Source organism: Acinetobacter sp. LT1 (genome assembly GCF_059800965.1).
Genome location: NZ_JBBAXE010000002.1, coordinates 187,987 through 210,783, shown reverse-complemented (window position 1 = coordinate 210,783; position 22,797 = coordinate 187,987). Strand labels below are relative to the sequence as shown.

The following is a 22,797-nucleotide window of genomic DNA, read 5'->3' as shown; positions in this document are numbered from 1 at the left end:
ACGCCCTATTTTAAAATTTATACATCGATACAAAATTTACACGTGATACATCAGCTGTTCTGCCATCAAACACTTCTCGTTTGCCTTGATGATATTCCATACCAATATCCATTTGCTCAATTGGTGAATAGAAAACGTTAGCTGCATAGTCAGTTAGGCGTTTGTTGGCATCTGGGTTAAGTTTGGCATAAGCCGTGTCATCATCATAATCAAACATTGAAGCCGATAAGTTTGCACGCCATTGCTCATTAAATTTATATGAATAACCAATATTGATGCTATTCAACTTATTCATAACCAAATCTGTTTTGTCTTCGTTTAAAGAGAAATCACCCGCGGCATTTAAACTTGTTGAATTTGCCAACCCACTTTGGGTGGTATACGGCATAAATTTTTGATCACCGACAATATATTGATAATTTGCTTGTACCGATTGTTTTGGCGTGAGTTGATATTTTAAGCCGCCTCCTGCACCCCAACTTACTTTTTTCACCGTGGCAGTTGCCACATCTGTAGACTTTTCATTAATAAAGCCTTGAGCAAGGGCCGTTAAAGGACCTTGTTTAAAGGTATAACGACCAGTTAAAGTTGGAAATGCCGAGACTCTCGAACCTGTATATTCCAGGGCTACTTTTAAATCATTATTGGCATCAATTTTCCAGTCATAGCGAATTTGAGGAGTCCGCGTATAAGAGGTTCCCACAAATTGGGTGTAATCGACAGCTTCTGTACGGGTTTCCATGTTAGACATAAGTGACCATGTTTGACCAAAGGTCCAGTCTTTATAGGTAAAAAATGCATGACGGATACGGAATTTACCATCCCCCGTTCCCATGTTAGAGCTATCAAAGAAATCGGCTTCAATATTTCCTGTAACTGCTTTATTAGGACTATTAAAATAAACACCTAATCGGCTTGCATTAATCATGGCATCGGAACGTGCATGATTTGAACGTTTTTCACTTTCAAAAGGTGTTCGGTACAGACTGCTGGTTGTTCTACCACCTGAGTCTGGTGATGATTTAAAATCAACCGCTGCATCAACACGGGCAATACCGTAAACCTTCACATTATCTGTCCAAGTCACCCACGAAGGAGCAACAGGCTTCTCTGTTACAGTGGCTTTAGTTTTTTCAATATTTTCTTCGATCTTTACCTGTTTGACCTGTAAATTATTTTGAGTTTGTTTCTGAGCAGCAAGTTCTGCTTTTAATTTTTGCAGCTCGGTTTCTAGCAAATTAATTCTTTGTTCTGTGGTATCTGAAGAATTTGCAAAAATAGTCCCTGAAGCCGCAGCGCAAGCTGCAGCTAATATTAATTTTTTCATCTTTTAATCCTTAAAGAAGCGTTTTTCCGTGTGTATTTAGGCTACACGTGCATCGATTAATTCACAGTCTGTGACTGCCTGTAGCTCATCAAAAGTTAAGCCTTCCACCATTTCTGTGACATAAGCTTTTTGGTCTTTGAGTTCAATAATGCATAAATCGGTATAAATACGATTTACACACTGCTCACCCGTCATTGGATAGCTCAGTTCTTTTACAATTTTGGACTCACCTTTTTTAGTGACGTGTTCCATATAGACATAAATCGTTTTCGCGCCGACCGCCAAGTCCATAGCACCGCCAACTGCGGGTACATCATCCGCTTTACCGGTATGCCAGTTTGCCAAGTCCCCATTTACCGCAACTTGGAATGCACCAATCACACAAATGTCCAAATGACCGCCTCGCATAATATCAAACGAGTCGCCATGATGCATAAAGCATCCACCGTCTAACAAAGTGACAAGTTCTTTTCCGGCATTTACTAAGTCTTCATCTTCCTCACCCGGTTGTGGTGGTGGGCCAAAAGCCAAAACCCCATTTTCCGAATGTAAAAAGATTTCTTTGTCTTTTGGCAAAAATTTAGCAACGTTGGTCGGTAAGCCAATTCCTAAATTGACATAAGAACCTTCCGGAATGTCATTGGCAATGAGTTTGGCAATATCTTCACGAGAACGCTTTTGAACTGACATTAGATATCTCCTACTTTTACAACGTGCTGAACAAAAATTCCCGGTGTAATAATGCACTCTGGGTCAAGCGTTCCTAGCTCTACAGTGTCATTCACTTGAACAATCGTGGTCTTGGCGGCTTTTGCCATGATCGGCCCAAAATTGCGGGCTGCTTTGCGGTAAGTTAAATTGCCCCAGCGGTCGGCTTTATCGGCATAAATCAGTGCAAAATCAGCTTCAAGTGGATATTCAAGCACATAATTTTTACCGTTGATGGTTCGGGTCTCTTTACCCTCGGCAACTTTGGTACCATAACCAGTCGGCGTAAAAATAGCCCCTAAACCAGCCCCTGCGGCCTGAATCCGACAAGCCAAATTACCTTGTGGAACTAGTTCTAACTCAATTTTTCCCGCTCTATATAAGTCTTGAAAAACGGTTGATCCAGCAGATTTCGGAAATGAACAAATCATTTTTTTAACACAGCCAGCAATAATGAGCTTGGTTAGGCCACGATCACCAGAAGCCGCATTGTTATTTACAACGGTGAGTTCTTTTTTTCCTAAATCGATTAAGGCTTCAATTAATTCAGCAGGTTGCCCCGTCACACCGAACCCGCCTGTCATGATGGTTGCACCATCAGGAATAGCTTTTAAAATCGGTTCAATGTCACTGGTGATTTTATTTATCATCTCACTTGTCCCTTTTCATCCTTAATTTAAGGCGACAGATTGATCTGTCACTCTGCCTTTTGCGGGTTAAATAGTCGGTCTTTAATAAATAACAATGGGATTACACCGCAGATAAAATAAGCCGCAGCCATCACCAAGAGTCCTAAGCCAATAGAACCGTTTTGCGATAGAAAACCAATTGTTAATGGAGAGAAAATAGAAAGTACTTTGCCAATATTATAAGCACCACCCACTGCCGAGCCTCGAATAGAAGTCGGGAAACTTTCTGTCATATAGGTGGCATTAATTGCGTATGGAATACCGTAAAGGAAACCGAAGAACAGCATCATCCATAAAATGTTGGTTGGTGTATTTAGGTAGACAATCACTGGAATAAATAAGGCTGTACCAATGGTTCCAAAAGCGAATACAGCGCGGCGTCCTAATTTGTCGGCAACGATCCCTGCGATCACTTTGGCAAACATCATAATCAGGAAAGTACCGACCATATACATGGCCATTTCTTTAAATTTGATGCCTAGATCAGACTCTAAATAAGCTGGTAACCAGTTACTTACGCCGTAATAACCAAACTGCAATGCACCAGTACTAATAATCCAAAGCACAAACATGGTGCCATGTTTTTTATCTCTTAAAATCTCAAGATATGGATTTTGGCGTTTTTTAGGTTGGTTACTTTGAGCGACTTCTAGTGCTTTTAGTTGACGGGCTTTTTTCCATGACTCAGGTTCAGGTACACAAAAGTGCATCAAAACTGACAACACCACGGGCGCAATTGCAATCCAGTAAAGGAAACGCCAGCCATGTTCAGGAATAATATGTCCTGCTAATAATGTCGCGAGTAAAGAACCTAAGGTGTAACCCGTCATGAGAGTAGCTAAAACAGTCGAGCGATGTTTGGTTGGCACCATTTCAGACATTAAGATATTACAGGCAATATAAAGTGCGCCTAAGCCCATCGCTCCAAATGTTCTTAAAACTGCAAATTGCATATAAGAATCAGTAAAACCCAACGCACTAGTTAAAACTGAAGAATAAGCAATAAAGAACACAATAATGCGAACTCGCCCAAAACGGTCACACGCCCAGCCACCAATCAGACCACCCACTGCCGATCCAAAAAGCGTTAAACTGCCTAACGTTCCAGCTTGTACACCGGTTAAATGAAATTCTGTTTTAAGACTGGTCAGGCTCAATGCCAAAAAACCTAAGTCTGCCCCATCACACAACAATGTTAAAAAAGCGAATATAAATGCGGTAATCCAAATCTTTTTTGGTGTCTGGATAGCTTCACTGCTAGCCGTATTTTGGGTAACTGTTTCTGTTGTCATGTCCATATCCTCAGAAGGAACATGAGGCATCCAATGCCTCATGGCATTTGATTTTTTATTAGGCTGTAGCTTCCCTAATCATGTTTTTGGCAATAATAATTTGTTGAACTTGCGTGGTTCCTTCATATAAACGGAACAAACGAACATCACGATAAAAACGCTCGATGGCATATTCACTGATATAGCCAGCACCACCGTGAATCTGTACACAGCGGTCAGCAACGCGTCCGCACATTTCAGTCGCAAACATTTTTGCGCATGATGCTTCTGTGCTAATGTTTTCGCCATTGTCACGGCGGCGAGCTGCATCTAAAACCATACATTTAGCTGCATAAATCTCGGCTTTAGAGTCGGCAAGCATGGCTTGAATAAGCTGGAAGTTTGCAATAGGTTGACCAAACTGTTTACGCTCAATCGCATAGTGCAATGCGTCGTTTAACATGCGTTCGGCAACACCCACGCTATAAGCACCAATGTGCAAACGCCCTTTATCAAGCACTTTCATGGCCGTTTTAAAACCGACACCTTCTACCCCACCAATCAATGCAGAAGCAGGCACACGGCAATTTTCAAAAATCACATCACAAGTGTGTGAACCCTTTTGACCCATTTTTTGATCAATTTTGCCTAACGTAATACCCGGTGTATTGGCCTCAACTAAAAAAGCTGAAATACCACCTGACCCTTTAATTTCAGGATTGGTTCGCGCCATTACAGTAAAAGTTGCAGCGTGAGGTGCATTGGTAATAAAACGTTTGGAACCGTTTAACACATAAAAATCACCATCTTTTACTGCACTGGTTTTTAAAGAGGCAGCATCAGAACCAGATTCAGGCTCGGTTAAACAAAATGAACCAATAATTTCGCCACTTGCATAACGCGGTAAATATTTCTGCTTTTGCTCTTCTGTACCATCAATCAAAATTGCACTTGAGCCAATCCCGTTATTGGTACCAATTAAAGAACGAAAAGCCGGTGAAGTTTGTCCAAGTTCAAATGCAACTCTAACCTCTTCTTCCATGGTGATGCCTAGACCACCATATTCTTCGGGAATTGTGAGCCCGAACAAACCTAGCTCACGCATTTGCTGCACAATGTCATCTGGAATTTTGTCTTTCTCTACCACTTCGTTTTCACGAGGGATCAATTCATTTTTTACAAAATCTCGAATTGTTGAAAGTAACTGCTCCAACATCCCTTCATCACGGATCATCTGTGATCTCCCTTTTTATGTATTTCCATCGCACCCATCAGCCATCTCCAGCTTGTCTGGATACCATGTTTTAAATCTTGTTTACTGCGGATGTGTTTCATAGTACGAGAACGAAAATACAAATTTCAAGCTTTTTTGAAAATTAATTTCGTTAAACGAAATTTAAAATTAGAGCAATACGTAATATCAATAACTTAGATCTTTTAAAAGATATCAACTACGCTCTTAAAAGAAATAAGACTTGAAATAAATTCCAAAATAAGCATCATAAAAGGAATATAGTTTTGATATGCGAAACAAGGAATTCAAAAATGAGTGTGTCAACAGGGAATAATTTCGTAGAAGTCGACTTTTCTATTCAAAAAATAGCGGTTGTTAAAATTAACCGCCCAGAAGCAAAGAATGCTTTAAATGGTGAAGTTCGCAAACAACTAGCACAAGCTTTTACCGAGTTAAGTTTTAACGATGAGATCAATGCGGTTGTGCTCACAGGCGGTGAAGAAGTCTTTGCTGCAGGTGCGGATCTAAAAGAAATGGCAACCGCAACTTCCACAGAAATGTTATTGCATCATACAGAACGTTATTGGAATGCGATTGCTCAGTGTCCTAAACCAGTCATTGCTGCTGTAAATGGCTATGCGTTAGGTGGTGGCTGTGAACTTGCAATGCATGCTGACATTATTATTGCAGGTAAAGGCGCAACCTTTGGCCAGCCGGAAATTAAAGTTGGTTTAATGCCGGGTGCTGGTGGTACACAACGTTTATTCCGTGTTGTGGGTAAATTCCATGCCATGCGCATGATTATGACGGGTGCCATGGTAAAAGCCGAAGAAGCTTATATCATCGGTCTTGTTTCACAAGTCACAGAAGATGACCAAACCATTCCAACTGCGATTCAAATGGCACAAAGCCTCGCAAAAATGCCTCCTATTGCCCTGCAACAAATTAAAGAAGTTGCACTAATGAGCGAAGACGTTCCATTAAATGCAGGCTTAACGCTAGAACGAAAAGCATTCCAGTTACTGTTTTCGACCGAAGATAAAAATGAAGGTGTTCAAGCTTTTATCGAAAAGCGTAAGCCGTCGTATCAAGGTAAATAATTTAAAACCATAATAACAAAGGAATGAAAATGGCCAGAAAAGTATTGATTAGTGCAGGTGGTTCAGGGATTGGACGATGCATTGCTGAAGTCTTTTTAAACAATCAGGATGAAGTTTTTGTTTGCGATATTAATGCTAAAAGCCTAGAACAATTTCAACAAGATTATCCAAAGCTACATATATATACGTGTGATTTGGCTGATCATGAGCAAATTAAACTCATGTTTAGTCATGCAGTTCAGAAACTTGGCGGTATTGATATTTTAGTCAATAACACAGGCATTTCAGGTCCGACCGTTGCAGCAGATGAGTTAAGTTTTGAAGATTGGAATACGGTCATTAATTTAAACCTGAATAGCACTTTTTTAATTACCCGGTTAGCCATTCCCTATTTAAAGAAAGCACAAGCAGGCGTGATTATTAATATGTCGTCTATTGCCGGCCGCTTAGGCTATCCATATCGATTAGCCTATTCCACTTCAAAATGGGGGCTGATCGGTTTTACCAAAACGCTTTCTATGGAACTCGGTGCAGATAATATTCGAGTTAACGCTATTCTTCCGGGTGCAGTCGATGGTGATCGGGTTCAGCGAGTATTACAGGCCCGTGCCGATGTAGCGCATACCTCACTTGAAGAAGTGACTCAAAATGCACTGAAAAATCAGTCGCTCAAATATTTTGTCAATCCAAAGCATATTGCAGATTTATGCCTATTTTTAGCGTCAGACAGTGGCCGCTCAATTTCAGGGCAAATCTTACCAATTGATGGTGATAAACAATGCTTAAGCTAAATCACCCAACCCTATTTTTCCGTTTAATTTCAAATATAGATTAATCATCAGGATGATCGACATGACTTATGATATTAAAAGCATGGCTGTGATTGGTGTAGGTGTCATGGGCAGTGGTATTGCTCAAATTGCTGCACAGTCAGGTCATACCACTTATTTATATGATGCCAAAGCCGGTGCAGCAGAACAGGCAAAAGAAAAACTGGCTGCTACATTTCAAAAGTTAGTCGATAAAAATAAAATTACATCTGAGCAAGCGGCAGCAGCAAATAACCATTTAATTGTTGCTCATCAAATTGAAGATTTAAAAAATTGCGACCTCATTGTAGAAGCAATTGTTGAACGTCTTGATGTCAAACAAAGCTTGATGCAGCAGCTTGAAGATATTGTTTCGGATAATACTATTTTAGCCTCAAACACCTCTTCTCTTTCTATTACAGCCATTGCTTCAAACTGTAAAAAGCCTGAGCGTGTTGTAGGCTATCACTTCTTTAACCCAGTTCCACTCATGAAAGTGGTCGAAGTCATTCGTGGTTTAAAAACAGATCCACTTATTATTGAGGCTTTAAACGATTTATCTCGTGCATTTGGTCACCGCCCTGTTGTAGCGAAGGACACCCCTGGATTTATTATTAACCATGCAGGTCGAGCTTATGGTACCGAAGCGCTCAAAATTTTAAATGAAAATGTCTGTGATATTAGTGAAATTGACCGAATTTTACGTGACGGCGTTGGTTTTAGAATGGGTCCTTTTGAATTACTCGATTTAACTGGCCTTGATGTCTCGCATCCTGTGATGGAGTCAATTTATCACCAATACTATGAAGAAGCCCGCTACAAACCAAACCCGCTCACCAAACAAATGCTTGATGCCAAACAACTTGGACGTAAGGTTAATCAAGGTTTTTATAACTATGAAACTGGTTCAAAAACAGGTGAACAACCTGCCAAGTTTGTAGAGCGTTTAGCGCAATATCCAAAAGTTTGGATCGCTGCCGATTTTTTAGATGATAAGAAACAGCTCGAAGATTATTTAACTCAGCAAAATATTACCCTAGACACCAATTCTGAACCACAAACAGATAGCTTATGTTTACTTGCTTGTTACGGTGAAGATACCACTCAAGCGGCTACTCGCCTTGGGGTTAATCCAGAACATGCTGTTGCTATAGACATGCTTTATGGCATTGCAAAGCACCGTACCTTAATGCCTTCACTTGTTACCAAACCTGAATACCGACAAGCCGCTCACTCTATTTTCAATCTAGATGGAAATCTGGTGAGTATGATTAATGAAAGTATTGGCTTTGTTACGCAGCGCGTTTTAGCAATGGTCATTAATTTAGGCTGCGATATTGCCCAGCAAAATATTGCAACGGTAGATGATATTAATGCTGCAGTACGTCTTGGCTTAGGCTATCCATTTGGACCAATTGAATGGGGCGATCAAGTCGGTAGCGAAAAAATCTTACTCATTCTTAACCGTATAACAGCACTTACGCATGACCCGCGTTACCGCCCTAGCCCATGGTTACAGCGTCGTGTCGCACTTCATTTACCACTTACTTTTACTCACGAGTCTTGAAAAGGAATTTCTCAATGTTAAATGCATATATCTATGATGGTTTACGTAGTCCATTTGGTCGTCATGCAGGTGAACTTGCCTCAATTCGCCCTGATGATTTAGCCGCAACTGTCATTCAAAAACTATTAGAAAAAACTGGTGTGCCGGGTGCGGATATTGAAGATGTGATTTTAGGCGACACCAACCAAGCTGGAGAAGATAGTCGTAATGTGGCACGAAATGCGCTATTACTTGCAGGTTTACCTGTTACTGTACCGGGCCAGACGGTAAACCGCCTATGTGCGAGTGGTTTAGGTGCTGTGATTGACTCAGCACGTGCCATTACTTGTGGTGAAGGCGAGCTGTATATTGCAGGTGGTGTAGAAAGTATGTCTCGCGCACCTTTTGTGATGGGTAAAGCCGAAAGTGCTTATAGCCGTGATGCAAAAATTTATGACACCACCATTGGATCTCGTTTTCCAAATAAAAAAATTATTGCTCAGTACGGCGGTCATTCAATGCCTGAAACGGGTGATAACGTTGCAGCCGACTTTGGTATTAGCCGCGAACAAGCTGATTTTTTTGCAGCTCAATCACAAGCCAAATATCAAAAAGCCAAAGAAGAAGGTTTCTTTGCCGATGAAATTACACCAATTGAGGTTTTCCAAGGCAAAAAATTACCGCCTAAACTCGTTTCAGAAGATGAACACCCTCGCCCAAGCTCAACTGTTGAAGCACTCACAAAGTTAAAACCTCTATTTGAAGGTGGCGTGGTTACAGCTGGTAATGCCTCAGGTATTAATGATGGTGCAGCAGCACTTTTGATTGGTTCAGAAGCTGCAGGTCAAAAATATGGCCTAAAACCAATGGCAAAAATCTTATCAGCGGCGGCTGCAGGTATTGAGCCACGCATTATGGGTGCAGGTCCGATCGAAGCCATTAAAAAAGCGGTTGCACGTGCTGGCCTTACTTTAGATGACATGGACATTATCGAAATTAATGAAGCCTTTGCTTCACAAGTTTTATCTTGTTTAAAAGGTTTAAATGTTGATTTTAATGATCCACGTGTGAACCCGAACGGTGGTGCGATTGCTGTTGGTCATCCACTTGGTGCTTCAGGCGCTCGTCTTGCGTTAACAGTAGCGCGCGAGTTAATTCGCCGTAAGAAGAAATATGCCGTGGTGAGCCTATGTATTGGTGTAGGTCAAGGTCTTGCAATGGTGATTGAAAACGTTTCATAACCATTGAACCAGATATCCATTCATCACAACAGCGCAGTGATGAATGGATTTATTTTGCAGAGCGAAATATAATGGCAAAACTATTGCTTTAATTATATTTGAGGATCGAATGTCTCAAAACACGGAAACTGAAAAACCAATAAATTTTGATGAGATACGTTTAGATCCTATTTCGCATATACATCGGGAAAACAACCCGCAATTTATTGCTTCTTTAGCACGCGGTTTAGAACTTTTAAGATGCTTTTCTGCAAATAATCAGGTGCTTGGCAACCAAGAATTAGCAAAAATGACAGGTTTACCTAAACCGACCATTGCACGTATTACCAATACCCTTGTGTCATTAGGTTATTTAAAACAATTGCCTAACTCGACCAAATACACACTAGATATTGGTGTCTTATCTTTAGGATACGCAGCATTATCTAACATCTCGATTCGTAATATTGCTCATCAATATATGGAAGAGATGAGTCAGTATGTTCAAGCGCCTGTGGCGATGGCAACGCGTGACCGCTTAAATATGGTGTATATCGATGTTGTGCAAATTGAAACAGCCTTGAATATGCGCCGTCCAATTGGTTCTACTTTGCCAATCCATAGTAGTTCAATGGGACGAGCATGCTTGGCTGCGACCCCTGAACGTGAGCGCAATTTTCTACTTGATGCGTTGAAACAAAAAAATCCAGAAAACTGGCCAGCCATAAAACGTTCTTTAGAACGAGCTTTCCGTGATTACCAAGATTATGGATATTGTTTGTCTTTAGGTGAGTGGCATAAAGAAGTGAACTCGGTAGCTGTACCTTTGGGCAGCTCGAAACACGGTCTTTATGTTTTTAACTGTGGTGCGCCAAGTTTTCATTTAAATCCGGAAAAACTTGAAGGTGAAATTGGACCACGTTTAATCCACATGGTGCACAACATTCAAGATGCTTTGAATGAAACGCATTAACAGTCGTGCTTAAAATAGTCATGGTTGTGTTGATTAAAGGTCTACTTTCATTATGACTAAGGCATGATGAAAAACGCACTCTATACCCCAACCATTATTTTAATGGCGATTGCCGCAGGCATTTGTACAGGTGGAAATTATTTTAGTCAGCCACTTATTCATTCAATTAGTGTAAGCCTAGATTTAACTGAAACAACTACAGCGTGGGTGCCAACTCTAGCCCAAATCACCTACGCATGTGGTTTACTCTTTTTAATGCCATTGGGCGACATATTAGAAAAGCGCAAGTTACTATTTATCTTTATGTTATTGGCTTCAAGTGGATTAATTATTAGCGGTTTTTCGCACAATATTTATCTTTTACTGCTTGGCACTATCATTACTGGTCTATTTTCTAGTGCAGCCCAACTGTTGTTACCACTTGCTGCAAGTCTGGTTCCAATTCAACAAAGCGGCCGTGTCGTTGGTTTTTTACTGAGTGGACTGATGATGGGGGTTTTACTCGCTCGATCCCTTTCAGGGCTGATGTCTACGCTTTTCGCTTGGAATATTATTTATCTGGTCAGTGGCTTTTTGTTACTTATCATTGCCATTATTTTGCATCGTAATATCGGGTTATTTCCACCGACTAAATCTGAAAATTATGTAAAAACTATTCGCTCTCTTCCACAGATTTTTATTCAAAATCGACGGTTAAGAACCAGAACTTATATTGGTGGTTTTACATTTGCTTGTGTGAGTTTAACTTTTACCACCATGTCATTGCTTCTGGCTCCAGCACCTTATTTTTTTAGCGACTTTACCATTGGTCTTTTCGGTTTTGTTGGCGTGTTAGGAACATTTGTTGCCAATTTTTCAGGCAAATTTATTGACCAAGGCTATATTCATAAAATTTCAATTTATTGCGGCGTTGGCCTTATTTTAAGTTGGGTTCTGTTTTTACTTTTACCCTACCATTTCGCCTTTTATATTATTGCCTTACTCATTCTCTACGCTTCTCTTTCTGCTGTACATGTCACCAATCAAAGTATTGTATTTAAACTTAATCAAGAATTACGTTCGCGGTTTAACGCGATTTATATGACAGGTTACTTTGCTGGAGGCGCTTTAGGCACAACGGCAGGAAGTTATGCTTGGAAACACTTCGGATGGACGGGCGTCTGTATTTTAGGCTTAATTTTTGCCGTTTTATGTCTTTATTATTGTGTGAGTGATGCAAAAAATCAGCACAATTAAAACTTGTGCTGATCTTATATAAAGTAGGCAATAGTTCGTTATAGAACCCCTAATAACCGACCACGAATAATATCTTCTGCCTCTTTGACAATCCGGCTAACCAGTTCATCGCATGTCGGAATATCATGGATTAAGCTTGCCACTAACCCACATGACCATGCACCTGCATTTACATCGCCATCAATCATGACTTTTGGATAAACCCCTGCAACTTCTTCAATAATATCTTCAAACTTAATGTTATCGCCGAGTGCTTTTTCTTTTGCCACGATTTTTTCTACAGCAGCATTATTCATGACACGTTCTGTATTTCGCAAAGCACGCATAATTAAACGTGTATCTCTTTCGGTTGCATTCAGAATCGCCTGCTTCACATTTGCATGTACGGGAGCTTCCTGAGTCGCAATAAAACGCGTTCCCATGTTAATTCCATCGGCTCCCATCGCTAATGCAGCAGCCAGTGAGCGTCCATCTGCCATCCCACCTGAGGCAACAAACGGAATTTCTAATGCATCAGCAGCTAAAGGCAATAAAATCATATTGGGCACATCATCCTCACCGGGGTGACCACCACACTCAAATCCATCTACAGAAACCGCATCGCACCCAATTTGCTGAGCTTTTAAGCTATGTCGAACCGAAGTACATTTATGAATTACTTTAATACCAGCAGCCTTTAAATATGGCATGACTTGTTCAGGATTACGCCCCGCTGTTTCTACAACCTTTACTCCGCCTTTAATGATTGCTTCTACAAAACCCGGATAATCAGGAGTATTTACCGTAGGCAAAAAGGTTAAATTTACCCCAAAAGGCTTGTCGGTCATTTCTCGGCAACGTGCAATTTCTTTTGCTAGATTTTCAGGCGTACGCTGAGTCAGGCCAGTGATAATACCTAATCCGCCCGCGTTAGAAACCGCAGCAGCCAGCTCTGCAAAACCAACATAATGCATACCGCCTTGAATAATTGGATGCTCGATTTCAAATAGTTCTGTAATTTTGGTCTTCATATTATTCCCACTCACTGTTCTATAGCTAGCTTCTCATTTCCTTAGCAGAGCTAGATGCTTATTTACACATAAATCTTATCATCATTTAAAGTGACTTAAGGTAAAAATTTCACAATACAAAATTATATACCACAATATAAAACAAAATAATTGATAACGGAATTATTTTTCGATAGCATTATTTTAATGAGTTTAATTTTTAGACAGAAAGTTAGTTAAAGGAATGAATGATGCAGCAGGACAACAAAACTCAAAACCAGCTTAAAACAGGCACAATTCATGAGTATTTTGATAAAAATATACTAACGCTCACCATCAGTAATCCCACTAAAAAGAATGCAATTAATTACGAAATGTATGCGGCCCTAAGTCAGGCATTAGATGAGGCTTCAACTAATCAAGACATTCATGTGGTTGTGCTGACTGGTGAAGACTCCGCATTTACCAGCGGCAATGATGTAAACGCATTTGAAAAACGCGATATCACCACTTCAGAACCACCCGCTTCGATTGTTTTCTTAAAAAGCTTAGCAACGTTTCCAAAACCGATTATTGCTAAAGTAAATGGTGTGGCAATTGGCATTGGCAGCACTATGCTTCTACATTGCGACCTTGTGTATGCAAGCCAAAACTCTATTTTTCAATTTCCCTTTGTGAATTTGGGACTTGTACCCGAAGCGGGTTCAAGTTACATCCTGCCAAGATTATTGGGCTTTGCTCGAGCTTCTGAGATTATTTTATTGGGTGAAAAATTTTCGGCAGACCAAGCAAAAAATTATGGTCTGGTAAATGAAATATTTGAAGCCGCTGAGTTGGATCAGGTAGTTGAAGATGTGGCAATCAAATTAGCCCAGAAACCAAGCCAAGCCTTACAACTGAGTAAAAAGTTACTAAGAGATATGCCAATTAATGATCTACTCAATCGTATTGATCATGAGTCGACTATTTTCTCGCGTTGTTTACAAGGTTCCGAGTTTAAAGAAGCATTAAATGCTTTCAAAGAAAAAAGAAAACCGAACTTTCACAAGCAAACAGCCTAAATGCACCCACTAAAAAGCCAGCCTTAAAAAACAAAGCTGGCTTTTATAAATGAATCAAATACGTTTAGCTAATCTCGGTACGAATATTATTCACCATGTGTAAAAGACGCGGTGCAATATCCTCCTCGAGTTTTTCACGGTTCATAATAAAGCTTGGACCGCCACAGTTAAATACCAGCAAACCATGTTGTTCATGAATCAGTGGAACTGCAACCGAATTTACATCTTTATGCCATTCGCCGATTGAAAAACAATATCCAAAATCTTGGTAGTCTTTAAACGCTTTGTCTAGATCACGGTTAATTTTAATCCAGTCTTCTTTGTGCTTACTACGAATGGCATCAAGTAAAAACTCTCTTTCATCTTCAGGCATTGCAGCTAAACAGGCCCGTCCCATTGAACTTAAATGAATCGGTAAATAGGTTCCGACTTGACGGCGCATGGTCATATTGCCTTTGCCTTGTACCACATCAAGATAAATCATATTCAGTCGATCACGTGTTGCCATTGCAACAGCAGCGCCCGCATAGTCTGCCAAATTTTTCATATATGGATGAGCAATAGAGCGAATCGATACGTTAGACAGCATCGAATAACCAAACGCAAGAACCCCTACTGAAAGCTGGAATTTGCTTGAGTTAGGTACTTGTTTGATATAACCCAAACGCGACAAGGTATGTGTAAGGCGAGTAATGGTTGGTTTTGGCAAACCGGTCATTTGAGCAAGTTCTTGGTTACCCAAATGCTGATGCTTAGGAGTAAAACAACGTAATAGCTCTAAACCACGTGCTAATGCAGTAATAAATTGGCGATCATTTTCATCCTGCATGTCTTCAATCGGATGTAATAATTCATGCCTTAACGGCGCTAATAATTTTTCTGTCTGTTCTGCATCAACTGCATCGTTCATTGTCATACCAATCCATATTTTGTTTCGCACTGCGAAAATTATAATCTATTTTTTCTATAAATAGCAAAAGAACAAACATCCGAGTCTGCATCTAAAAGATAACTTCATTTAACTCATTAAAGCGAAAGATTAAATATTTTATTTTCTGATTTTAAATATAATTTTAACCTTCCGCTTTTAAGCCACCTACCCAATTACACCTTTTTCTTTAAGCTCAGCTAGTTTTTCCGAAGAAACCACTCGACCTAAAACCGCCTGCGTATGTTCACCCAACAATGGAGGAGCTGTTTTGTATTCAACTGGCGTTCTAGAAAGTTTGATTGGTGACCCAATTACCTTCAATTTTTCACGTTGAGGATGGTTCATCTCGACTAACATTTCTCGGGCAATGACTTGCGGCTCTTGAAAAGCTTGCTCCAAGTTATTAATCACACCGACAGGAACTTTAGCGGCATAGATTGCATCTACCCATTCATCTGCCGTTTTAGTTAAAAAGTGTGTTTGTAAAATTTCGATAATTTCATCACGGTGTTTGATTCGGTCCGCATTTCGGGCAAAACGTGCATCATTTGGTAAATCGGGTAAACCAATACTACGACAGAGTTGAATAAACTGAGTGTCATTTCCACACGCGATAATAAAATCACGGTCAGAAGCTTTGAACACTTGATAAGGCACAATATTGGCGTGTGCATTGCCATAACGCTTAGGAATATTACCCGATGAAAGATAGTTCATTCCCTGATTTGCCATTGTGGCAATTTGAACATCAAGCAAAGCCATATCAATGTATTGGCCTAAACCCGTCACATGGCGGTTGAGTAAAGCAGCCTGTATGGCAATCGTAGAATAAAGACCCGTGGCTAAATCGGAAAATGCGACCCCTACTTTTTGTGGTCCACCACCAGGCAAATCATCACGCTCACCTGTGACCGACATGAGCCCGCCCATGCCCTGAATAATAAAGTCATAACCGGGTTCCTCTGCTCTTGGGCCAGTTTGACCAAAACCTGTAATCGAGCAATACACCAGTTTAGGGTTAATCGCAGATAAAGACTCGTAGTCTAAACCGTATTTTTTCAAAGAACCTGCTTTGTAGTTTTCAATCACAACATCGGTGTGTTGAATAAGAGCTTTAATCAATTCTTGACCATCAGAGCTAGCAATGTCGATAGCAACAGATAGTTTATTTCGGTTAGTAGACTGATAATATGCAGCTTCTTGAGTGTCTTGGCCTGAGTCATCTTTCATCCAAGGCGGCCCCCAAGAACGGGTATCGTCACCGACTTTTGGTCGTTCAATCTTGATTACTTCTGCACCTAAATCGGCAAGAATCTGTCCACACCAAGGCCCAGCCAACACCCGACTTAAGTCAAGCACCCGAATTCCATTTAAAGCACCCATCTTCATCCCACTATATTTTGTGACTCATTTCCTATAGGAAAACTTATCCATTTAAAATTTCGCATAGCGATATATATTTTTAATATACACAGCTCTTTTTAAAAATCAAACTTTAATTTTCTACTAAAAATAATGATTTTTTATAAGAAAATATAGCTTAAATAAATCAATAAATTAGCCAAACATAAATCAACAACAAAGTACCGCATTGCGAAATTAATTTTCAAAATATATTGTTTTGCGTTCATCCTTTGATTACTATCGCTTCAAATATTGGTGATTTTACGAACATCACATTGATGTTTTCTGCATGTAGTAAAAGGACGAGACTATGATTCGAGATCAGGAAACCTTAAATCAACTTGTTGATATGATTCGACAATTTGTTGAAGGTGTATTAATTCCTCATGAGAATGAAGTCGCTGAAACGGATGAAATTCCTCAAGATATCGTTGAGCAAATGAAAGCTCTCGGTTTATTTGGTTTAACCATTCCTGAAGAGTACGAAGGTCTTGGCCTGACGATGGAAGAAGAAGTCTATGTGGCTTTTGAATTAGGTCGTACCTCTCCTGCTTTTCGCTCTCTCATTGGGACCAATAATGGCATTGGCTCAAGTGGCCTGATTATTGATGGGACCGAAGCACAAAAATCATTTTTCTTGCCACGTTTAGCACGTGGTGAAGTGATCAGTTCTTTTTGCTTAACCGAACCGGATGCAGGTTCTGATGCTGCCTCTTTAAAAACCACCGCTGTAAAAGACGGTGACTTTTACATTTTAAATGGTACTAAACGCTTTATCACCAATGCTCCTCACGCTGGTATATTTACAGTCATGGCACGTACAAACCCTGATATTAAAGGCACTAGTGGTATTTCTGCTTTTATTGTCGATAGCCAAACTCCGGGCATTTTTCTTGGCAAACGCGATAAAAAAATGGGGCAAAAAGGCGCACATACCTGTGATGTGATTTTTGAAAACTGTCGTATTCCTGCTTCGGCACTCATTGGTGGTGTTGAAGGTGTTGGTTTTAAAACTGCTATGAAAGTACTCGATAAAGGCCGTTTGCATATTGCGGCTTTGAGTGTCGGCGCAGCAACCAGAATGCTAGAAGATTCTTTAAATTACGCCATCGAACGCAAGCAATTTGGACAACCGATTGCCGAATTTCAACTCATTCAAGCCATGCTTGCTGACTCAAAAGCTGAAATTTATGCAGCTAAATGTATGGTCTTAGACGCTGCACGCCTACGCGATGCAGGACAAAACGTTAGTACTGAAGCCTCATGCGCAAAAATGTTTGCAACCGAAATGTGTGGCCGTGTTGCTGATCGCTGCGTACAAATTCACGGCGGTGCGGGTTACATCAGTGAATACGCCATTGAACGTTTTTATCGAGATGTTCGTTTGTTCCGTCTCTATGAAGGGACCACTCAAATTCAACAAGTGATTATTGCCCGAAACATGATTCGCGCTGCGTCTTAATCAAATTTTAAGCGCTTCAAAACGACTTGAAGTGCTTTTTATCAAATGTAGGTAATGGATTATGGCTACAAATTACAAAGAAGGTCTTTCTCGTATACAGCCTCATACGTGGAAAATAGCTTTTACTTTTGCTTTTCTAGCACTGTTGGTAGATGGTGCAGATTTGATGATGCTGTCTTATAGCTTAAATAGTATTAAGGCAGATTTTGGATTAAGTTCAGTACAAGCAGGTATGCTTGGCAGTTTCACACTGGCAGGCATGGCTGTTGGTGGAATTTTTGGGGGATGGGCGTGCGATAAATTTGGTCGTGTTCGCATTGTTGTTATTTCTATTTTAACTTTCTCGCTCCTCACCTGTGGCTTAGGTTTCACCCAAAGCTTTCTTCAGTTTGGTATTTTAAGATTTTTTGCATCACTGGGTTTAGGTTCACTTTATATCGCCTGTAATACCCTCATGGCCGAATATGTCCCAACCCGTTATCGCACCACAGTACTGGGCACTTTACAAGCAGGTTGGACGGTTGGCTATATTGTTGCGACTTTGCTTGCAGGTTGGATTATTCCTGATTATGGCTGGCGCATGCTGTTTTATGTTGCGATTATTCCGGTCATTATTGCTGTTCTCATGCATGTGCTTGTACCCGAACCAGAAGCATGGCAACAGTCACGACTACAACAACCAGTCGTGGCTCAGAATGCTCAAAAAACTTCAGCATTTAAGCTTATTTTCCAAGATAAACGAAACCGCAATATGTTTATCTTGTGGGCTTTAACGGCAGGTTTTTTACAGTTTGGCTATTATGGTGTAAATAACTGGATGCCGTCATACCTTGAAAGTGAACTCGGTATGAAATTTAAGGAAATGACCGCCTATATGGTAGGTACATATACCGCCATGATTTTAGGTAAAGTTCTTGCGGGTATGATGGCCGATAAATTAGGACGTCGTTTTACTTATGCCTTTGGTGCAATCGGCACTGCTATTTTCCTACCTTTAATTGTGTTTTATAACTCGCCAAGCAACATTCTATATTTACTGGTGACCTTTGGTTTCCTCTACGGCATCCCTTATGGCGTAAATGCCACCTATATGACCGAAAGTTTTGCGACAGCAATTCGCGGTACAGCCATTGGTGGAGCCTATAATGTTGGACGTTTAGGCGCTGCATTAGCCCCTGCAACGATTGGTTTCTTAGCCTCTGGCGGCTCAATTGGTTTAGGTTTTGTCGTGATGGGCGCTGCCTACCTGATTTGTGGTGTGATACCAGCCCTATTCATTAAAGAAAAATTATACGACCCTCAAAAGTCGTAAAAGATCCATCACAAAAAATCCTATAGGTCTTATGACTATAGGATTGATGGTCTAACGATCTAAACATGTGTTTTAGATGGTTAGCAGGAAATAAGGAATTTACTCTTCAAAGTTACTCTTTATTTCCCCATATGTAGAGTTTATTACTCTTCATTTTAATTTTTTAGGTAAGCTTAGCTCCCAAGGGAGCTAAGCTTAAAAAAAATATAGACCTAAACATTTGTTTAAGGTCGTTCACCCTGCCCCAAACGGCGTTCAATATCATCGAGTACATTTGGTAAGTCAGCGACACTATCAATCACATAGTGAGCGCCCGACGCACTCATTTTTTGGTATGCCTTATCTTTTAGCACAATCTGTTCATCAGCCGATAATGCGCTCCACTCTTCATAGCTTAAACCGACTTCATTACCACTAATCGCAAGCCCGACTGTCCAGCAACCTGCGTTTAAACCTTCGTCAATTCCCACCACAGTATCATCTACTTTTACAACGGTTTTGATATCAGATACGTCGAGTTGAATTAAGTTCTTCCATAACATTTCAGGATATGGACGGCCATATTTCACGTCGCTGGCAGTAACGATACAGTCCGGTCGGTAACCCTGATCGGCAGCATCTTTAACCAATCGCCCAATCATCATAGATGCATAACCCGTGTTACTCCCAATTTTTGCACCACGCTTTTTAATATTTTCAAAAGTAGCTAATGCACCCGGAATTAAAGCAGAACATTTCGGAATAGAATTTAACTGATACGGAATAAAGTCTTTATATAAACGGTCAATATCTGCTTCAGTTGCCGCCTGCCCATATACTTCCTGCCATGCAGCCGCTACACGCGGCATTTTTAAAACAGCTGCAATATGGTCACGTTTTTCTAAGCCCATTGGGGCACGCGCTTCTTCAACCGTAATTTCAACTTTATTGTCTTTAAATAAAGCCATAAAAGCCAAAATTGGTGCGCGTGAGCCAAAATCTACTGTTGTACCAGCCCAGTCAAAAACCACAGCCTGAATTTGTGTATTGTTGGTTGTCATGATGTATTCCCCTTTATTTAATAAAAATTATGCTGTTACAGCTTGGTTTAGGTGGTTTTCGCAGTAGCTGGCAATCGCAGCAAGAAGCCCTTCAATGTCATGAATATAAACTTCGCCAATATTGCCAATACGGAAGCAGTTAAGGTCAGTGACTTTGCCTGGATAAATTACGTAGCCTGATTTTTTCAGCGTTTCATAAAATGACTGGAAGCTAAATGACTTGGCTGTTGGGTAAAGAAAAGTGGTAATGATGGGCGATTGTGGGCACTCTTTACCGAGTACCAACTCAAAGCCCAGTTGCTGCATACCTTGCGATAAGGTTTGTTGATTTTGTAAATAACGTTGATAACGTGCAGCAACTCCGCCTTCTGCCTCAAGCTCAAGTAAGGCTTGATAAAAAGCACGTACCACATGGGTTGGCGAGGTAAAACGCCATTTACCGTTATACTGCTCCATCGTGTTCCACTGATCATACAAATCGAGACTGACCGAACGTGCCAAGCCTTTACATGCTTCTAGGCAATCACGCTTTGCCAAAATAAAGCCAAAGCCCGGAACACCTTGAATACATTTATTTGCACTTGAAATTAGAAAATCAATTTCAAGCTCAGCAATATCCATAGGCACACCACCAAATGAACTCATGGCATCCACAATCCAGATTTTTCCTGCTGCTTTAACCAAACGGCCTATCTCTTGAATCGGATTTAAAATACCTGTGGTGGTTTCACAGTGCACACAAGCAACATGGCTAATGGTTTTATCTTCTAAAACGCGCTCAATCTCTTGTAAATCTGGTGACTGGGTTTCTAAATAGTTCAGTTCTACAACTTCAATATTTAGGCAACGCGCCATTTGCACCATACGTGCACCGTATGCGCCGTTATTGATAATCAAGATTTTGCCATCACGCGGAATAGCTGACCCAAGCACAGACTCCACAGCAAAACTTCCACTCCCTTGCATTAACACAGCCGTATATTTTTCAGGTTGGCTGGTTGCTAAGTTGACTAGACGAGAGCGAATATCTTGTACAAGCGAGTTGTATTGTTGGTCCCAAGTACACCAGTCTTTTTGCATGGCACGGCGTACTGTTGCCGATGTTGATAATGGTCCTGGAGTAAGAAGCAAATACTTGTTCTCTAAATCCATATCGAGTTGGGGTTGCATGTTCATAATGTTACTCATTTCTTTCGCGTTCATTTCAATATACACCAATCTGGTTTAAACCAGATTACAAACTAGTAAATATTTTGTTCTAATATTTCTTTCATAAAGCCAGCCCCTGTAGTCATGCCTTTGCCAGCAATCGCACTCACCAGAAAGATATTTTTTTCAGCTTCAGTGACACAGGCCAACTCATGTTCATGAGTCAGGTAATAACCATTCCAACGTTTTTGAATTGGAGGTAAAGTCAGCCCTAGTTTTTCGTAGCAGTAAGCTTGAATAAACTCATTAATCTCTTCACGCTGCTCGAACTGAGGCGCTTCATTAATCGGATGGTATTCGTGACTATCGCCCACGATCAGTTCACCAAATTCGTTTTGTTTAATCAGAATATGAATACCGAATTCTTTAATGAAGCCTTGTTGTGACGCTTTAACTAGCTCTGCATGACTTGGGCAAATTTCAAAAGCTGGATAACGTGAAATAGATAAGCCTGAATAAAGAGAAGCATTTAATTTTTGGTGAAACTGTTGAGTCAGGGCCATTTGTAAGCCACAACGTTTCAGATTTAAACTTTGTAAGAGATCTGGATATAAAACATCGATGATTTCACCGTGGCAGATCAAAACTTTATTTGACCGATATGCCTCGCCACTTGCCAAGCGCACCTGACAAATTTCATGTTGATATTGGGTTTGAACGACACAAGCATTGGTATAAATCTTTACGCCTTTTCTTTCGGCATATGCTAACAGTAGCTGCCCAATCACATGTGGTTCGACCGAATAATCTTCCTCAAAAACCAAGCCGCCTTGAAACTGCTGTTCGGGATTTAAATAAGAAAATTGGGTGACCAGTTCATCATGACTTCGTAAATGCACAGGTATTTGATAGTTACTTGCACGCTCGGCAAACTCATTTAAAACCTGCCATTCAAGTGCAGTGTTTGCGAGATAAACACCTTGGCATTGAGCAAACGAAATATCGGTTTCAGCTTGAATTCGCTGATAAAAAGAACGTGTTTCAAGCGCGTACTTTCGCCACTGTTGCTCTGGATGGGTTAATGTCGAAGTTCCGACCATGCCGAAATTACAACGAGTTGCCCCCACAGGCTTGGCATTTTTCTCGAAGATACAAACTTTTAAACCTTTTTCTTGCGCTTGTATGGCAGCGGATAGACCTAAAATACCAGCTCCGACAACAATTAAATCAAACTGTGCGTTATTCATAAGACTTCCAATTTGCGAAATTTAGGATGAATAAACCCTTGCCTTGTTGAACAAAGCATTTTCATTTCAGTCGGTTAAATAAAAATTGT

General features: G+C 40.5%; 20 protein-coding genes. 9 read left to right on the top strand and 11 right to left on the bottom strand.

What is annotated here, in order from left to right; translation table 11 throughout:
- Positions 1-10: 10 nt before the first annotated feature.
- Genes dcaP through WBW42_RS02695 form a run of 5 tightly spaced genes read right to left on the bottom strand, consistent with a single transcriptional unit; the run spans position 11 to position 5,229 of the window.
- Positions 11-1,327, bottom strand: a complete 1,317-nt coding sequence (gene dcaP / locus WBW42_RS02715; protein ID WP_032056440.1) for an outer membrane trimeric porin-like protein DcaP — start codon at positions 1,325-1,327, stop codon at positions 11-13.
- A 36-nt stretch (positions 1,328-1,363) separates the two neighbouring features.
- The gene (locus WBW42_RS02710; protein WP_032056441.1) at positions 1,364-2,017 is read right to left on the bottom strand and encodes a 3-oxoacid CoA-transferase subunit B; all 654 of its coding nucleotides are present in this window, start codon (positions 2,015-2,017) and stop codon (positions 1,364-1,366) included.
- Positions 2,017-2,685: a 3-oxoacid CoA-transferase subunit A gene (locus WBW42_RS02705; protein ID WP_000608704.1), complete on the bottom strand. Its 669-nt coding sequence runs from the start codon at positions 2,683-2,685 to the stop codon at positions 2,017-2,019. Before WBW42_RS02705 ends, WBW42_RS02710 begins: the two co-directional genes overlap by 1 nt.
- Before the next feature lie 47 nt (positions 2,686-2,732).
- On the bottom strand, positions 2,733-4,016 hold the full coding sequence (locus WBW42_RS02700) for an MFS transporter (RefSeq protein ID WP_017481548.1): 1,284 nt from the start codon (positions 4,014-4,016) through the stop codon (positions 2,733-2,735).
- A gap of 58 nt (positions 4,017-4,074) precedes the next feature.
- Positions 4,075-5,229, bottom strand: coding sequence for an acyl-CoA dehydrogenase family protein (locus WBW42_RS02695; RefSeq protein ID WP_163114383.1), 1,155 nt, complete (start codon positions 5,227-5,229; stop codon positions 4,075-4,077).
- Between the two features lie 311 nt (positions 5,230-5,540).
- On the opposite strand from WBW42_RS02695, the gene WBW42_RS02690 reads away from it, so the two are divergent.
- The 6 genes from WBW42_RS02690 (at position 5,541) to WBW42_RS02665 (ending at position 12,113) form a co-directional block, all read left to right on the top strand.
- Positions 5,541-6,329 (top strand): enoyl-CoA hydratase, encoded by a 789-nt coding sequence (locus WBW42_RS02690; protein ID WP_032070493.1) that lies wholly within the window; start codon positions 5,541-5,543, stop codon positions 6,327-6,329.
- Between the two features lie 29 nt (positions 6,330-6,358).
- Positions 6,359-7,120, top strand: coding sequence for an SDR family oxidoreductase (locus WBW42_RS02685; RefSeq protein WP_032056448.1), 762 nt, complete (start codon positions 6,359-6,361; stop codon positions 7,118-7,120).
- A 61-nt stretch (positions 7,121-7,181) separates the two neighbouring features.
- Entirely contained in the window at positions 7,182-8,705 is a 1,524-nt protein-coding gene (locus WBW42_RS02680; protein WP_032056449.1) for a 3-hydroxyacyl-CoA dehydrogenase, read from the top strand.
- A 14-nt stretch (positions 8,706-8,719) separates the two neighbouring features.
- Entirely contained in the window at positions 8,720-9,925 is a 1,206-nt protein-coding gene (locus WBW42_RS02675) for a 3-oxoadipyl-CoA thiolase (protein WP_032044212.1), read from the top strand.
- 109 nt (positions 9,926-10,034) lie between these two features.
- On the top strand, positions 10,035-10,877 hold the full coding sequence (locus WBW42_RS02670; RefSeq protein WP_032056450.1) for an IclR family transcriptional regulator: 843 nt from the start codon (positions 10,035-10,037) through the stop codon (positions 10,875-10,877).
- Positions 10,878-10,940: 63 nt separating this feature from the next.
- On the top strand, positions 10,941-12,113 hold the full coding sequence (locus tag WBW42_RS02665) for an MFS transporter (protein ID WP_032056451.1): 1,173 nt from the start codon (positions 10,941-10,943) through the stop codon (positions 12,111-12,113).
- A 38-nt stretch (positions 12,114-12,151) separates the two neighbouring features.
- Here WBW42_RS02665 and WBW42_RS02660 read toward each other — a convergent pair whose 3' ends face one another.
- Positions 12,152-13,123 carry an NAD(P)H-dependent flavin oxidoreductase gene (locus WBW42_RS02660; protein WP_032070492.1) on the bottom strand — a complete coding sequence of 324 codons (972 nt, stop codon included), beginning with the start codon at positions 13,121-13,123 and terminating at the stop codon, positions 12,152-12,154.
- A gap of 230 nt (positions 13,124-13,353) precedes the next feature.
- Here WBW42_RS02660 and WBW42_RS02655 point away from each other — a divergent pair, with 230 nt between their 5' ends.
- Positions 13,354-14,163, top strand: coding sequence for an enoyl-CoA hydratase (locus tag WBW42_RS02655; protein WP_032070491.1), 810 nt, complete (start codon positions 13,354-13,356; stop codon positions 14,161-14,163).
- A 64-nt stretch (positions 14,164-14,227) separates the two neighbouring features.
- On the opposite strand, the gene WBW42_RS02650 is transcribed toward WBW42_RS02655, so the two are convergent.
- The gene (locus WBW42_RS02650; protein WP_000996082.1) at positions 14,228-15,073 is read right to left on the bottom strand and encodes an IclR family transcriptional regulator; all 846 of its coding nucleotides are present in this window, start codon (positions 15,071-15,073) and stop codon (positions 14,228-14,230) included.
- 186 nt (positions 15,074-15,259) lie between these two features.
- Positions 15,260-16,477 (bottom strand): CaiB/BaiF CoA transferase family protein, encoded by a 1,218-nt coding sequence (locus WBW42_RS02645; RefSeq protein ID WP_032056456.1) that lies wholly within the window; start codon positions 16,475-16,477, stop codon positions 15,260-15,262.
- A gap of 331 nt (positions 16,478-16,808) precedes the next feature.
- Here WBW42_RS02645 and WBW42_RS02640 point away from each other — a divergent pair, with 331 nt between their 5' ends.
- On the top strand, positions 16,809-17,960 hold the full coding sequence (locus WBW42_RS02640; protein WP_032056458.1) for an acyl-CoA dehydrogenase family protein: 1,152 nt from the start codon (positions 16,809-16,811) through the stop codon (positions 17,958-17,960).
- Positions 17,961-18,021: 61 nt separating this feature from the next.
- Positions 18,022-19,272 carry an MFS transporter gene (locus tag WBW42_RS02635; RefSeq protein WP_032056460.1) on the top strand — a complete coding sequence of 417 codons (1,251 nt, stop codon included), beginning with the start codon at positions 18,022-18,024 and terminating at the stop codon, positions 19,270-19,272.
- A 224-nt stretch (positions 19,273-19,496) separates the two neighbouring features.
- On the opposite strand, the gene phnX is transcribed toward WBW42_RS02635, so the two are convergent.
- The 3 genes from phnX to WBW42_RS02620 are packed head-to-tail and all read right to left on the bottom strand — an operon-like array spanning position 19,497 to position 22,708.
- Complete coding sequence (gene phnX, locus WBW42_RS02630) at positions 19,497-20,312, bottom strand: phosphonoacetaldehyde hydrolase (RefSeq protein ID WP_032056461.1); 816 nt, start codon at positions 20,310-20,312, stop codon at positions 19,497-19,499.
- 27 nt (positions 20,313-20,339) lie between these two features.
- Entirely contained in the window at positions 20,340-21,527 is a 1,188-nt protein-coding gene (phnW, locus tag WBW42_RS02625) for a 2-aminoethylphosphonate--pyruvate transaminase (RefSeq protein WP_032056462.1), read from the bottom strand.
- Between the two features lie 26 nt (positions 21,528-21,553).
- Positions 21,554-22,708: a TIGR03364 family FAD-dependent oxidoreductase gene (locus tag WBW42_RS02620; RefSeq protein WP_032056463.1), complete on the bottom strand. Its 1,155-nt coding sequence runs from the start codon at positions 22,706-22,708 to the stop codon at positions 21,554-21,556.
- Positions 22,709-22,797 lie beyond the last annotated feature (89 nt).

Bases quoted from the DNA above. Each gene is read 5' to 3' on its own strand.
- WBW42_RS02640 (WP_032056458.1), top strand. From the start codon at position 16,809: ATGATTCGAGATCAGGAAACCTTAAATCAACTTGTTGATATGATTCGA.
- WBW42_RS02655 (WP_032070491.1), top strand. From the start codon at position 13,354: ATGCAGCAGGACAACAAAACTCAAAACCAGCTTAAAACAGGCACAATT.
- WBW42_RS02660 (WP_032070492.1), bottom strand. From the start codon at position 13,123: ATGAAGACCAAAATTACAGAACTATTTGAAATCGAGCATCCAATTATT.
- WBW42_RS02680 (WP_032056449.1), top strand. From the start codon at position 7,182: ATGACTTATGATATTAAAAGCATGGCTGTGATTGGTGTAGGTGTCATG.
- WBW42_RS02685 (WP_032056448.1), top strand. From the start codon at position 6,359: ATGGCCAGAAAAGTATTGATTAGTGCAGGTGGTTCAGGGATTGGACGA.
- WBW42_RS02675 (WP_032044212.1), top strand. From the start codon at position 8,720: ATGTTAAATGCATATATCTATGATGGTTTACGTAGTCCATTTGGTCGT.
- WBW42_RS02710 (WP_032056441.1), bottom strand. From the start codon at position 2,017: ATGTCAGTTCAAAAGCGTTCTCGTGAAGATATTGCCAAACTCATTGCC.
- WBW42_RS02635 (WP_032056460.1), top strand. From the start codon at position 18,022: ATGGCTACAAATTACAAAGAAGGTCTTTCTCGTATACAGCCTCATACG.
- WBW42_RS02700 (WP_017481548.1), bottom strand. From the start codon at position 4,016: ATGACAACAGAAACAGTTACCCAAAATACGGCTAGCAGTGAAGCTATC.
- WBW42_RS02690 (WP_032070493.1), top strand. From the start codon at position 5,541: ATGAGTGTGTCAACAGGGAATAATTTCGTAGAAGTCGACTTTTCTATT.
- WBW42_RS02620 (WP_032056463.1), bottom strand. From the start codon at position 22,708: ATGAATAACGCACAGTTTGATTTAATTGTTGTCGGAGCTGGTATTTTA.
- WBW42_RS02670 (WP_032056450.1), top strand. From the start codon at position 10,035: ATGTCTCAAAACACGGAAACTGAAAAACCAATAAATTTTGATGAGATA.
- dcaP (WP_032056440.1), bottom strand. From the start codon at position 1,327: ATGAAAAAATTAATATTAGCTGCAGCTTGCGCTGCGGCTTCAGGGACT.
- WBW42_RS02645 (WP_032056456.1), bottom strand. From the start codon at position 16,477: ATGGGTGCTTTAAATGGAATTCGGGTGCTTGACTTAAGTCGGGTGTTG.
- WBW42_RS02705 (WP_000608704.1), bottom strand. From the start codon at position 2,685: ATGATAAATAAAATCACCAGTGACATTGAACCGATTTTAAAAGCTATT.
- WBW42_RS02650 (WP_000996082.1), bottom strand. From the start codon at position 15,073: ATGAACGATGCAGTTGATGCAGAACAGACAGAAAAATTATTAGCGCCG.
- WBW42_RS02665 (WP_032056451.1), top strand. From the start codon at position 10,941: ATGATGAAAAACGCACTCTATACCCCAACCATTATTTTAATGGCGATT.
- WBW42_RS02695 (WP_163114383.1), bottom strand. From the start codon at position 5,229: ATGATCCGTGATGAAGGGATGTTGGAGCAGTTACTTTCAACAATTCGA.
- phnX (WP_032056461.1), bottom strand. From the start codon at position 20,312: ATGACAACCAACAATACACAAATTCAGGCTGTGGTTTTTGACTGGGCT.